Annotated in this window: 12 protein-coding genes; 11 read left to right on the forward strand and 1 reads right to left on the reverse strand. The window is 62.8% G+C overall.

Annotated features, from left to right (window positions below):
* Positions 1 to 1122 (reverse strand): CoA-transferase (locus tag AC1DY5_RS23975; RefSeq protein ID WP_478115404.1); only part of this gene is annotated, 1122 nt, incomplete at its 3' end.
* Positions 1123 to 1261: 139 nt separating this feature from the next.
* Between AC1DY5_RS23975 and AC1DY5_RS23980 the strand changes: the two genes are divergently transcribed.
* The 11 genes from AC1DY5_RS23980 to AC1DY5_RS24030 all read left to right on the forward strand — a co-directional run.
* Positions 1262 to 2395 carry an acyl-CoA dehydrogenase family protein gene (locus AC1DY5_RS23980; protein WP_478115405.1) on the forward strand — a complete coding sequence of 378 codons (1134 nt, stop codon included), beginning with the start codon at positions 1262 to 1264 and terminating at the stop codon, positions 2393 to 2395.
* Positions 2396 to 2399: 4 nt separating this feature from the next.
* Positions 2400 to 3167: a 3-ketoacyl-ACP reductase gene (locus AC1DY5_RS23985; protein ID WP_478115406.1), complete on the forward strand. Its 768-nt coding sequence runs from the start codon at positions 2400 to 2402 to the stop codon at positions 3165 to 3167.
* A gap of 9 nt (positions 3168 to 3176) precedes the next feature.
* Entirely contained in the window at positions 3177 to 4022 is an 846-nt protein-coding gene (locus AC1DY5_RS23990) for a sugar phosphate isomerase/epimerase family protein (protein WP_478115408.1), read from the forward strand.
* Between the two features lie 74 nt (positions 4023 to 4096).
* Positions 4097 to 5260, forward strand: coding sequence for a dihydrodipicolinate synthase family protein (locus AC1DY5_RS23995; protein WP_478115424.1), 1164 nt, complete (start codon positions 4097 to 4099; stop codon positions 5258 to 5260).
* Between the two features lie 21 nt (positions 5261 to 5281).
* Positions 5282 to 6037, forward strand: a complete 756-nt coding sequence (locus AC1DY5_RS24000) for an enoyl-CoA hydratase/isomerase family protein (RefSeq protein WP_478115410.1) — start codon at positions 5282 to 5284, stop codon at positions 6035 to 6037.
* Between the two features lie 14 nt (positions 6038 to 6051).
* Positions 6052 to 7539 carry an aldehyde dehydrogenase family protein gene (locus AC1DY5_RS24005; RefSeq protein ID WP_478115412.1) on the forward strand — a complete coding sequence of 496 codons (1488 nt, stop codon included), beginning with the start codon at positions 6052 to 6054 and terminating at the stop codon, positions 7537 to 7539.
* A gap of 8 nt (positions 7540 to 7547) precedes the next feature.
* Entirely contained in the window at positions 7548 to 9230 is a 1683-nt protein-coding gene (locus AC1DY5_RS24010; protein ID WP_478115414.1) for a GMC family oxidoreductase, read from the forward strand.
* Complete coding sequence (locus AC1DY5_RS24015; protein WP_478115416.1) at positions 9227 to 9550, forward strand: Dabb family protein; 324 nt, start codon at positions 9227 to 9229, stop codon at positions 9548 to 9550. Before AC1DY5_RS24010 ends, AC1DY5_RS24015 begins: the two co-directional genes overlap by 4 nt.
* Positions 9547 to 10581, forward strand: a complete 1035-nt coding sequence (locus tag AC1DY5_RS24020; protein WP_478115418.1) for a zinc-dependent alcohol dehydrogenase — start codon at positions 9547 to 9549, stop codon at positions 10579 to 10581. The genes AC1DY5_RS24015 and AC1DY5_RS24020 overlap by 4 nt, the downstream gene beginning before the upstream one ends.
* Before the next feature lie 18 nt (positions 10582 to 10599).
* Positions 10600 to 11418: an aldo/keto reductase gene (locus AC1DY5_RS24025; protein WP_478115420.1), complete on the forward strand. Its 819-nt coding sequence runs from the start codon at positions 10600 to 10602 to the stop codon at positions 11416 to 11418.
* Between the two features lie 41 nt (positions 11419 to 11459).
* Positions 11460 to 11895: aldo/keto reductase (locus AC1DY5_RS24030; RefSeq protein WP_478115422.1), on the forward strand; the 436-nt coding region annotated here is incomplete at its 3' end.

Here is an 11895-nt window from a genome sequence, read left to right on the forward strand (position 1 = left end):
GTTCTCGCCAAGCCAAGAGACGTTGACATTGCCCTCGGCGTCGAGTTCGCCCATGCCCAAGAAGGCGATGTCAACGCCACCCCCGCTGAAAAAGTCGAACTGCTCCGTCGACTTCACGATCGCGCTGGGATAGCGGGTTGCGCCGAACAGGTGACCGCCCAGCAATTCGCCGTTGTGCGGACCCTGCTCGATCGTGGTCCAGCCAATTTCGAGTCCCTCGGCCTGCGCTATGGCTGGAATGCCGTCTGGAACTCCAAAGCCGAAATTCACGCAGAGTCCGGGCCGCAGTTCCTGCGCGGCCCGTCGTGCGATCAAATAGCGCAGCCCTTCGGGCAGCTCTGGCGCCGGGCGTTTCGATGGCGCGGCCACTGCACCGCTGATCGAAAGATCGTAGGCGGCGCCCGTCGTTTGAGTCTGCTCGGCAAAGCGGCAGACGCTGTCGACAAACACTCCGGGAAGGCTCACGGCACGAGCCGGCAGGATTGGTTCCGCCAGGACGTCGCGTACCTGCGCGAATACCTTGCCGCCGGAATTGTGCGCAGCCATGGCCGCGGCTAAGACGTCCATGTCCGTCGGTTCGTCGCGTGAGGTCAGGTTGCCTTGCGGATCGGCAGCGGTTCCGCGCACCAGGGCGAAATCGACCTTGAAGGGCTTGTACCAAAGCAGTTCCTTGCCGCCGAGGTGCACGACTTCGACGAGTTCCTCGGTCGCCCGTGCGTTGCACCGTCCACCGCCATGGCGAGGATCGGCAAAGGTGTGAAGGCCGATATGGGTGACAAGGCCGTGGCGGCCCGCGCCGATTTCCCGCAGCAAGGTCTGGATTGGCCCCGCGGGCAGGGTGTAGGCCTCAATCTCGTTGTCGCGCGCGAGTTGCTGCATGCGCTTGGACCACGTCCAGTGTCCGCCGATCACACGCTTGACCATGCCCTTGTGCGCGAAGCGGCTGATACCCGTCTTCACGCCGTCTCCAATGCCAAGGCCGTGCACCAGTGTCAGGTTGCAGGGATGCCCAGTTTCGAGGAATCGCCTTTCGATCGCCTCGGCGATGTGATCCGCTTCCTGCAGGCCGCCGCCTGAACCGCTCAGCACCACGACCGCGCCATCGAAGACCTGCTGGGCCATGTCGGCCGCATCGAGCCATACCGCTTGTTTCATTTTCATTCTCCGTTAAGGGACTTGAATATTCAGAACCGCCGTCGCATAATTCTACTAACTAGTTAGATACTTACACCAGGGGTTGCCCCTAGCCTAAGGAGACAAAGTGGAACTTTCGACAGAGCATCAGCAGGTGGCGGACATGGCACGCCGCTTCGCCAACGAACAGATTCGACCGGACGCCGAGCGCCTCGATCGAGAAGAGGCTTTCGCCGGCGACATCTTTAAGGCGATGGGCGAGAACGGCCTGTTCGGCATCACGGTTCCCGAGGCATACGGTGGTGCGGGATTGGACGTGCTGGCGTACAGCATCGTGATGGAAGAACTCAGCCGCGGCTACGCATCGATCGCCGATCAGTGCGGCCTCGTCGAGCTGGTGACCACGTTGCTTTGCGCGCACGGCACCGACGCCCAGAAGGACAAGTGGATCCGCGCGATCATCAGCGCCGAGAAGCGCGCCGCCTATTGCATCACCGAAGCGGGAGCCGGCTCGGACGTGTCGGGCGTCAGGACAACGGCAACTCGTAGTGGCGATGGCTGGGTCCTTAACGGCTCTAAGCTCTGGATCCACAACGCGCCGGTGGCGGATGTTGCGTTCGTGCTGGCGCGGACCGACCCAGGGGCGGGCAAGCGGGGGATGAGCATCTTCATCGTGGACTGTGCGCAGCCCGGCGTCTCCAAGGGTCCCAAAGAGCACAAGCTTGGACAGCGCTCATCCCAGGTAGGCGAGTTGCATTTCCAGAACGTGCCACTGCCAGCAGACGCCTTGCTGGGGACGGAGGGCCGCGGCTTCCACATGATGATGAGCGTCCTCGAGAAGGGGCGCGTGGGCATCGCTGCGCTCGCGGTCGGCATCCTCCAGGCGGCGCTCGAGGCGTCGATCGAGCAGACGAAGATCAGAAAGCAGTTCGGCCAGGCCATCGCGGAGTTCCAGGCCATCCAGTTCATGCTCGCCGACATGGCGAAAGATACCGAGGCTGCCCGGCTCCTGGTGAGGTCTGCGGCGCACAAGCTCGATGCCGGCACGGATGCGACCGCAGCTGCGTCGATGGCCAAGTGCTTCGCGGGGGATGCGGCTGTTGCGCAGACGTCCAATGCGATCCAGATCTTCGGCGGCAGCGGCTACATCCGKGGCTACGAGGTGGAGCGCCTCTATCGCGACGCAAAGATCACCCAGATCTACGAAGGAACCAATCAAATCCAGCGCGTGATCATCGCGCGCAAGCTGCTGAAGGACTGACACCATGGGACACACAGCCATCGTGACGGGTGCGTCTCGCGGCATCGGCCGGGCCACGGCGCTTGCGCTCGCCGAAGAAGGATTTGACATCGCCGCGGTCGCCTGGCGCGACGCGGAACGCTTCGACGCCCTGGTCGCCGAGGTCGAGAAACTCGGCCGGCGCTGCAAGACCTTTGACATGGACATCGGCGACCGCTCTCGGCATGAGCCATTCCTCGACGAGGTGACCCACGAGTTGGGTGACGTACATTGCCTGGTCAATAACGCGGGTGTTTCAGTGCTCGAGCGCGGGGACCTGCTTGACGTGGGAGAGGAGAGCTATGACCGCTGCTTCAACATCAACACGCGCGGAACCTTCTTTCTGACGCAGGCCGTCGCACGCAGGATGGTCGCCGCGGAACCCGCGGGGGATGCCCCTCGCAGCATTGTTTTCGTCACTTCGTCGAACGCCGCTGCGGCCACCATCGAGCGCGGGGAGTACTGCATGTCGAAGATCGCATCCCACATGGCGGCGCGACTCTATGCACTGCGACTGGCGAGGGCCGGCATCGGTGTCTTCGAGGTGCAGCCAGGCCTGATCCTGACCGAGATGACCGCACCTTCCAAGGCGAAGTACGACGATCTCATCGAAAAGGGCATGACCGCGATTCCACGCTGGGGCTTGCCCGAAGACGTGGCACGCGTGATCCGTACGATGGCGGCCGGACTCTTGCCCTACACGGTGGCGCAGGAAGTCCGCGTAGACGGTGGCTTGCTGATCCAACGCTTTTAGTGAGTCACCATGCGAGACCTCTATCGCAGGCCCGAACTCACCTGCATCAATACCGCGACGTTGGGTTTCCGCGAGCCGCTGGAACTGACTGCACGCCGCATCGCCGAGGCGGGCTTCGGCCTCATCACGCCATGGCGCCAAGAAATCGACGAGCTGCACCCGGAACGCGCCGCACGCGTCATTCGGGAGGCAGGACTGAAAGTCGGGGGCTACTGCAGGACCGAATACTTTTCAGCCGACGACGCCGGGGGCGCTCGCGCTGCCATCGAATCGAACCGGCGCGCCATCGAGGTGGCCGCGGTTCTCGAGGCCCCGTTCGTCGTGGCCGTGGTAGGTGGACTCGCGCCGAGCTCACGGGATCTGAACGGCTGCCGCGAACAGATTCTGGACGGCTTGGAGGCGCTCAAGCCAACACTCAGAGCCACGGGTGTGGCGATCGCGCTGGAGCCGCTTCATCCGTTCTATGCGGCCGACCGCAGCGTGCTGAACACCGTCGAGCAGGCCCGGCGCTGGTGCGAGCGCCTCGATCCCTCGAACGACGGGCTGTTCGGGATCGCCGTCGACGCCTATCACGTCTGGTGGGACCCCGACCTCGAAAGCTCCCTTGACCGGGCTTCTGATCGGATCCTGGCAATGCACGTTTGCGACTGGTTGCGACAGACCGGCGACCCGTTGCTCGATCGGGGAATGATGGGCGACGGCGTGATCGAACTCGCGCGCTTGCGCGAGGCTGTTGAAAGCCGTGGATTCAATGGCCCCGTCGAAGTGGAGATCTTCTCCAAGGAGAACTGGTGGAAACGGCCACCAGAGGAAGTCCTGCGTATCTGCCGAGAGCGCATGGACACGGTGGTGTGACGCGCGCGACCTCGCCGAAGGTCTGACCGTGCACGGTGAATCTCAACGAAGGGCCATGGCCCGCAAGGTTTGATATGACGACATTGCAACTACCGGATGCATCCGGAAAGCTATCAGCATACGCCCTCCAGGGAACTCCCTGGCCTGCGACGAAGCCGGCCGGGTCATTCAACCGGGTGGTGTTCTCGGCGGCCCACGTGGTCGCAGATCCGTTTGCGGCCACAGAGCCTTCGGCAGGTGGCGCGATCGATTGGGACGCGACGCTGCGCTACCGGCGCTATCTGGCGGATCTGGGGCTCGGCATCGCCGAGGCCATGGACACCGCACAGCGTGGCGTGGGACTGAGTTGGGCCGATTCGCTCACCCTCATCCGGCGCACGAAAGAGGTGCTGGAAGGCACGACCGTGCCCATCTATAACGGGTGTGGCACCGACCACCTGGATCCAGCGACGGTGCGCACGGTGGACGACGTGATCAAGGCGTACCTGGAGCAGACGGAAGCGATCCAGGAGGCGGGCGGCCGTCTGATTCTGATGGCGAGCAGGGCACTCGCGCGTGTCGCGAAGAGTCCCGAGGACTACCTCCGGGTCTATCGCCAGGTCCTGGCGAGCGCCGACCATCCGGTGGTGCTCCACTGGCTCGGCGACATGTTCGACCCCGAACTCAAGGGCTACTGGGGAACGAGCGACCTGAGCGCTGCGCGCGACATCGCGTTGCARATCATTCAGGAGAACCAGTCAAAGGTTGACGGCATCAAGATCTCGCTACTGGACAAGGATCGCGAGATCGACATGCGCCGCCGACTTCCGGCCTCGGTCAAGATGTACACGGGCGACGACTTCAACTATCCCGAGCTCATCGCAGGCGACGACGTCGGCTATTCACATGCGCTGCTGGGCATCTTCGATGCTATTGCGCCGGCAGCGTCCCATGCGCTGACCGCGCTTGCGGTCGGCGACAAGGCCAGGTTCCTCGAGATTCTCGAACCGACAATTCCGTTGTCCAGGCGAATCTTCGGCGCACCCACGCGGTTCTACAAGACAGGCGTGGTCTTCCTCGCATACCTGAATGGGCACCAGCCGCACATGGTGATGCTGGCCGGCCATCAGGCGATGCGGCCGTTGCCTTACTTTGTGGACGTGTTCAAGCTGGCGGACAGGGCAGGCTTGTTGCAAGACCCGGAATTGGCTGCGGCTCGGATGCGGCAGTTCCTGGGTCTGTACGGCGTGCAAGGTTGACCGACTGATCGCGGAGCACCCATGGGCACCGTTATCTCTCACCGAGCCAAGCACGTTTGGACGTTGGAGTTGTCCAATGCGGGCAAGGCGAATGCCCTGGACCTGGCCATGCTCGATCAGCTCGACAGCGCCATCTCTGAGGTCGAGGCCGATCCAGACGTCCGCGTGGTCGTCCTTCGCGGCACGCGGAGCGGGCCTTTCTCCTCCGGGGCAGACATCAGGGAGTGGGGGCCGATGTCGCCCGAGCAGTTCGGCCACGAATGGATCGATCGCGGGAATTCAATCTTCCGGCGGTTCGAGCACCTCCGCTGCCCAACGATTGCTGCAGTCGAGGGCGTCTGCTTCGGCGGCGGTCTGGAACTGGCGCTTTGCGCGGACCTGCGCATTGCGAGCCAGTCCGCACGGTTCCGATTCCCTGAAGTGACTATCGGCGCGATGCCCGGCTGGGAGGGCGGGCCGCGACTGGCGCGAATCGTGGGAAGGGGCCGCGCTCTGGAGGCCGTACTGGGCGCGAGCGAACTCGATGCCAACACGGCGCATCGCTGGGGCCTGGTCAACGCCTCGTGCCCGCGCGAGGGCTTTGAGGACCTGGTGGCATCCAAGACCGAGCGGATCGCATGCGTCTCGCCCTGCGCGGCCAAGCAAGCAAAGGCGGCGATCCTGAACGACAGCGATTCAAGAGCCTTCCATCTCAGCGCGACTACGGCCCTGAAGGACAGCCGAGACGCCGCGATCGGGATTCGTGCCTTCGCTTCAAAGACGGCGGCAGTTTTTTAACAGCGGGATCATCCATGACAAGCATTTCTCTTCCGACGGAGCCTCGCAGGTTCCAGATGTACATCGGCGGGCAGTTCACAGACGGCAATTCCGGCGAAATCACGACCCGTCACAGTCCCGGTCACGGGACGGCAGTGTCGCAGTGGCCCTCGGGCTGCCTCGCTGACGCGCAGCACGCAATCAGTGAGGCGCGGCAGGCGTTTGACCATGGACCTTGGCCAAGAATGAGCGCGGGAGAGCGCTCGACGGTGCTGTTCAAGGTCGCCGACCTCATCGAGCGGCACGCCGAAGAGATCGGCCTGATCGAATCGCTCGAAACCGGCAAGCCGATCACTCAGGCCATCGGCGAGATCAAGGGAGCTGTCGATGTCTGGCGCTTCGCCGCCGGGGCCGCGCGGGTCATGAAGGGGGACGCGCACAACAACCTCGGCGACCGCGTGGTGGCAGTCGTGCTGCGCGAGCCCATCGGAGTAGTGGGTGTGATCACGCCGTGGAACTTTCCCTTTTTCATCCTTGCTGAACGCTTGCCTTTCATCCTGGCGGCGGGCTGCACCGTGATCGTCAAGCCAGCGGAGGCCACAAGCGGTTCGACCCTGAGGTTGTGCGAATTGCTCCAGGAGGCGGGCGTGCCTCGCGGTGTTGTCAATGTCGTGACGGGCAGGGGTTCCGTGGTCGGCCAGAAACTGTTGGATAGCGACCAAATCGACATGGTCTCCGTCACCGGATCGATCGGCACCGGTCGCAAGGCGATCGAGGCCTCGGCCGGCAACATCAAGAAGCTTGGGCTCGAACTGGGCGGCAAGAACCCCCACATTGTCTTTGCAGATGCGGAGCTGGACGATGCGGCGGACGGCGTGGCGTTCGGGATGGCCTTCAATGCTGGCCAGTGTTGCGTTGGCGGGAGCCGCCTAGTGGTCGAACGATCGATCGCGGACACGTTTATCGCGAAGTTGGCCGACAAAATGCGGCGCATTCGTATCGGCGATCCGCTGGACGAGCGGACGCAGGTCGGCGCGCTGTTCGATCAGGGCCACATGGAAAAGGTGCTCGCCTACATTGACGAGGGGGTTCGCATGGGGGCCAAGCTCGTCTGCGGCGGGGCACGCACAGACGACCGGAATGGCTACTTCGTGCAGCCCACGCTCGTCACCGACGTGCGCCCCGATATGCCACTGTTGCGCGAGGAGATTTTCGGGCCTGTCCTGGCCGTCGTCCCCTTCGACACTTTCGACGAAGCACTCAAGATCGCCAATGACAGCGAGTTCGGCTTGTCCGCCTCCATCTGGACACAGGACCTGAGCAAGGCCCTGCGCGCGATGCGAGAGGTGCAGGCGGGCCGCGTGTGGATCAACACGACGCTGGACAACGGTCCCGAAACCCCGCTCGGCGGCATGAAGCAATCCGGCCTCGGGCGGGAAGCGGGGCTCGCGGGCATTGAGGAATACACCCAACTCAAGACCGCGCACATCAACCTGCAGCCCCGGGTGCGTTGGATCAGCTGAGGACCGTCATGACCGCCTACGACTACATCGTTGTGGGAGCCGGGTCCGCCGGCTGCACCCTTGCGGCGCGCTTGTCGGAAGACGAGCGCGTGACGGTCCTGCTGCTCGAAGCCGGTCCGTCCGATAAGAATCCCTACATCCACCTGCCGGTCGGGTTTTACAAGATGACTTCGGGCCCGCTGACCTGGAGCCTGAAGACTGCGCCGCAGCGTCATGCGATGAACCGTGAGATTCCCTATGCCCAGGGCAGGGTGCTCGGCGGCGGCGGATCCATCAACGCGCAGGTCTTCACGCGTGGATGCCCGGAAGATTACGACGCGTGGGAGCGGGAGTTCGGATGCGAGGGCTGGTCCTTTGCCGACGTCCAGCCCCTGTTCGTCCGTTCCGAAGACAACGACACGCTGGCCGGATCGTGGCACGGCATGGGCGGACCGCTCGGCGTGTCCACGCCATGTCCGGATCCGTTGACCCGCGCGTTTGTCCAGGCGTGCCAGCAGTTCGGCATGCCGTTCAATCCCGATTTCAACGGGCCGCGACAGGAGGGCGCCGGACCCTATCAGACGACCACCCGCGGGGCGCGTCGTTGCTCGGCAGCGGTCGGCTACTTGCGGCCAGCCCTTGGCCGCAAGAATCTGACCGTGCGCACGGATGCAGAAATCCATCGTGTGAAGATCGAGGCGGGCCGCGCTGTGGGCGTAGAAGTCATCGAGAATGGTCGTGCCACCCTGCTGCGCGCCGACCGCGAAGTCCTCGTGACTGCGGGCGCGATCGGATCGCCGAGACTGATGATGCTGTCGGGACTCGGGCCGGCCGAGGATCTGCGCAGAGCAGGCATTCCCGTCGTCGCCGATATGCCCGAGGTGGGGCGCAATCTGCATGACCATTTCGGCATCGACATCGTCTACGAACTGGGAGGACCCTACAGTTTCGACAAGTATGCGAAGCCGCACTGGACCGCTTGGGCAGGCATCGAATATGCACTCTTCAAGAAGGGACCGGTCGCCTCCAACATCGTTGAGGGCGGCGCATTCTGGTACGCCGATTCACGAGAAAGGACTCCGGACCTGCAATTCCACTTCCTGGTCGGCGCCGGGGTCGAAGCGGGAGTGCCGAAGATTGGTTCGGGCTCGGGGGTCACGTTGAACTCGTACGCCCTTCGGCCCCGCGCACGTGGCAGCGTCACTTTGCGAAGCGCCAACCCGAAGGATCTGCCGATCGTCGACCCCAACTTTCTTGGCGATCCCTACGACCTCCGGATTTCCGTCGAAGGACTGAAGCAGAGTCGGGAAATCATGAACCAGTCGGCTCTCGGCAGGTATGTGCGCAAGGAGCATTTCCCGGGCGCGAACATTCATTCACAGGCTGAGCTCGAGACCTATGCGCGCCAGTACGGCCGCACGTCCTATCACCCGGTGGGTACCTGCAGGATGGGAGGCGATGTGGGCTCGGTGGTTGATCCCCAACTTCGAGTGCGTGGCATCGCGGGCTTGCGGATTTGCGACAGTTCGGTCATGCCGAAGCTCGTGAACTCGAACACCAATGCCCCGTCCGTGATGATCGGCGAGAAGGCGGCCGACTTGATCAAGGGCGTGGGGACCGCACCTCAGTTGAGCGAATGCACTTTGGAGTCGACGAAGGATTCGCGCGTACGTGTCGCCCATGAACAAGTTGCCTCCGGGAGAGGCCAATGATTCAACACGTTGTTCTGATTCGTTTCAAGGATGACACGACGGTCGCGCAGCGGGCAGAGTTCGCGCGCAGGTTCGACTTGCTCTCAACACAGATCGAGCAGGTCCGGCGATTGAAGTGGGGCATGAATTCCAGCACAGAGGGCTTGGACAAGGGCTTCACCCACTGCTTCCTTGTCTTATTTGACAGTGCAGTTGACCGAGATGCATACCTTCCGCATGCCGCGCATCAGGCGTTCGTCTCAGAGACCAGCCAGTGGGTCGCGGATGTGCTGGTCGTCGATTTTGAAGTGTCTACATCCATCATGGAAGAACGCTCATGAACATTCCCGTGAATATGCAAGCCGCAGTACTCGTGGCGCCAAGTCGTTTCGAAGTGCAGCAAGTCCCGGTGCCTGTTATCGGCGACCATGAGGTCCTGATCAAGGTGAGCAGGTGCGGCCTCTGCGGCACCGACATTCACATTTACCAGGGTCACTATTCGGCGGACAAGCTGCCCTTGATCCCGGGCCACGAGTTCTCGGGGTGGGTCGTTCAACTTGGTTCCGCGGTCAAGGACGTCGCGCTCGGCACGACCGTGACCGCTGACATCAACGTGGGATGTGGCCGCTGCTTTTACTGCCGGAAGAATGAAATCCTGAACTGCCGGGCGATGGTGCAGATCGGCATTCACGTGGATGGCGGCTTGGCCGAATACGTCAAAGTGCCTGCCAGCCATCTGGTCCCGATCCCGCAGCGCACGGCCATTGAGATGGGGGCTTTGGTGGAGCCGGTTTCCTGCATCGTCAGGGCGGTGAAGAAGAGCAGACTGCGACTTGGAGAGTCGGTCCTGATCATGGGCGCAGGGCCCATCGGCAATCTGCACCTGCAACTCGCGCGTGGCGTCGGTGCGGCACCCATCATCGTGTCCGAACCCAACCCGGGTCGAGCCGACTGGCGCTCGGGCGCCGACGTGGTCGTGAGCGATCCGCAGCAGCTTGAGGCCGCTGTGCGAGAGGCGACTGATGGCCGAGGTGCCGATCTCGTCATCGAATCCGTCGGCCTACCGGCGCTCTACGAGCAAGCGTTTGAACTCGTCCGTCCGGGTGGAAGGGTGCTTGCCTTCGGGCTCGCCGACCAGACGGCCCAGGCGCGCTACCACCCATTCAAAGTCGTCCTGAGCGAAATCGGTCTTCAGGGCAGTGTCGCAGGAATGGGCGACGACATGCACGAAGCGATGACGCTCATCGCGCATGACCGCGTGCAACTGACGGAATTCGCGCAGTCGATTTATCCCCTGGAGCGCATCGCGGAGGCCATGGAGGCCTTCGTTTCCGATCGAAGCATCAACAAGATCCAGATTGCCGTTGCTTGACGAAGCGACGAGATAGCCATGAGCATCTACTTCACCAATTCGTACGAGCGTTCGTTTGGCACCTATCCCCTCAACGGAGAGGAGTTGGCAGACGCCCTCCAGGTCGCGCTCGATGTCGGCTACCGGGCCATCGACACCGCGCAGATGTATGAGAACGAAGAGGACGTGGGGGCCGCCCTGAAGGACGTGGGCGTGCCGCGCGCGGACCTGTGCGTCACCACCAAGGTCCACCCGGATAACTTCTCGGCCGAGCGGTTCCTTCCGTCCGTGGAGAAGAGCTTGAAGAAACTTCAGATGAGCTACGTCGATGTGCTCCTGGTGCATTGGCCGCCCGCGGAYGGTAACGTCGTGCCATCCCTCACGCTGCTGGAACAAGCGGCCAAAGAGGGGCTGACGCGCCACATCGGCCTGAGCAACTACACGGCCGCCATGATGGAAACCGCGAGCGCAGCGATCGAGACACCCCTCGTGACCAATCAGATCGAGTTTCACCCGCTCCTCGACCAGTCAGCGATGCTCCGGGCGGCGACCCGGACAGGCATCTCACTTTCTTCCTATTGCTCCGTGGCACGCGGAGAGGTCTTCAAGCACCGCGCTTTCGAAGAGATCGGCAAGGCCTACGCCCGAAGCGCCGCCCAGGTAGTGCTGCGCTGGATCCTGCAGAAGGGAGTTCCGATCAACACGATGTCCACCAAGCCCGCGAACATCGAGGCGAACTTCAAGGTGATGGATTTCACGCTCTCGAGCATCGATATGGATCGCATTGACGCGATGACCAGCGCGGGATACCGGATCGTCGACAGGTCGCTGGTGCCATGGGCACCTGTCTGGGACTGAGCCGGCGCCCCACTTCAAACCACTTCACTGGAGACAAGACAATGAACCCGTCGCAAAAACGAAAGCTTGGACGCGTCGATCTCGACGTGACGGCATTTGCGTTTGGAACCGCTCCCATTGGGAATATTTTCAGCAGCATTTCCGAGGAGGAATCCGGGTCGATGATTCGCACGGCCTGGGACGCGGGAATCCGCTACTTCGACACGGCGCCGATGTACGGCCACGGGCTGGCTGAACTGAGAACGGGCCACGGCCTGCGGTGGAAGTCCCGGGACGACTTCGTGCTGTCATCGAAAGTCGGACGCGTGCTCAAGCCCGCGCGACGCGCTGAGATCGACTTCGCTCCTTGGGTGGACGCGGCGCCATTCACGATGGAGTTCGACTACAGCTATGACGGGACCATGCGGGCGTTCGAGGATTCGTTGCAGCGGTTGGGCTTGGAACGCATGGACATCTGCTTCATTCACGACATTGACG

The sequence above is a fragment of the Variovorax sp. P4_D9 genome, assembly GCF_056401695.1.

What these genes read in the sequence shown, in the direction of transcription:
- AC1DY5_RS23985 (WP_478115406.1), top strand. Translation starts at nt 2,400, where the DNA reads ATGGGACACACAGCCATCGTGACGGGTGCGTCTCGCGGCATCGGCCGG.
- AC1DY5_RS23990 (WP_478115408.1), top strand. Translation starts at nt 3,177, where the DNA reads ATGCGAGACCTCTATCGCAGGCCCGAACTCACCTGCATCAATACCGCG.
- AC1DY5_RS24000 (WP_478115410.1), top strand. Translation starts at nt 5,282, where the DNA reads ATGGGCACCGTTATCTCTCACCGAGCCAAGCACGTTTGGACGTTGGAG.
- AC1DY5_RS24005 (WP_478115412.1), top strand. Translation starts at nt 6,052, where the DNA reads ATGACAAGCATTTCTCTTCCGACGGAGCCTCGCAGGTTCCAGATGTAC.
- AC1DY5_RS24010 (WP_478115414.1), top strand. Translation starts at nt 7,548, where the DNA reads ATGACCGCCTACGACTACATCGTTGTGGGAGCCGGGTCCGCCGGCTGC.
- AC1DY5_RS24015 (WP_478115416.1), top strand. Translation starts at nt 9,227, where the DNA reads ATGATTCAACACGTTGTTCTGATTCGTTTCAAGGATGACACGACGGTC.
- AC1DY5_RS24020 (WP_478115418.1), top strand. Translation starts at nt 9,547, where the DNA reads ATGAACATTCCCGTGAATATGCAAGCCGCAGTACTCGTGGCGCCAAGT.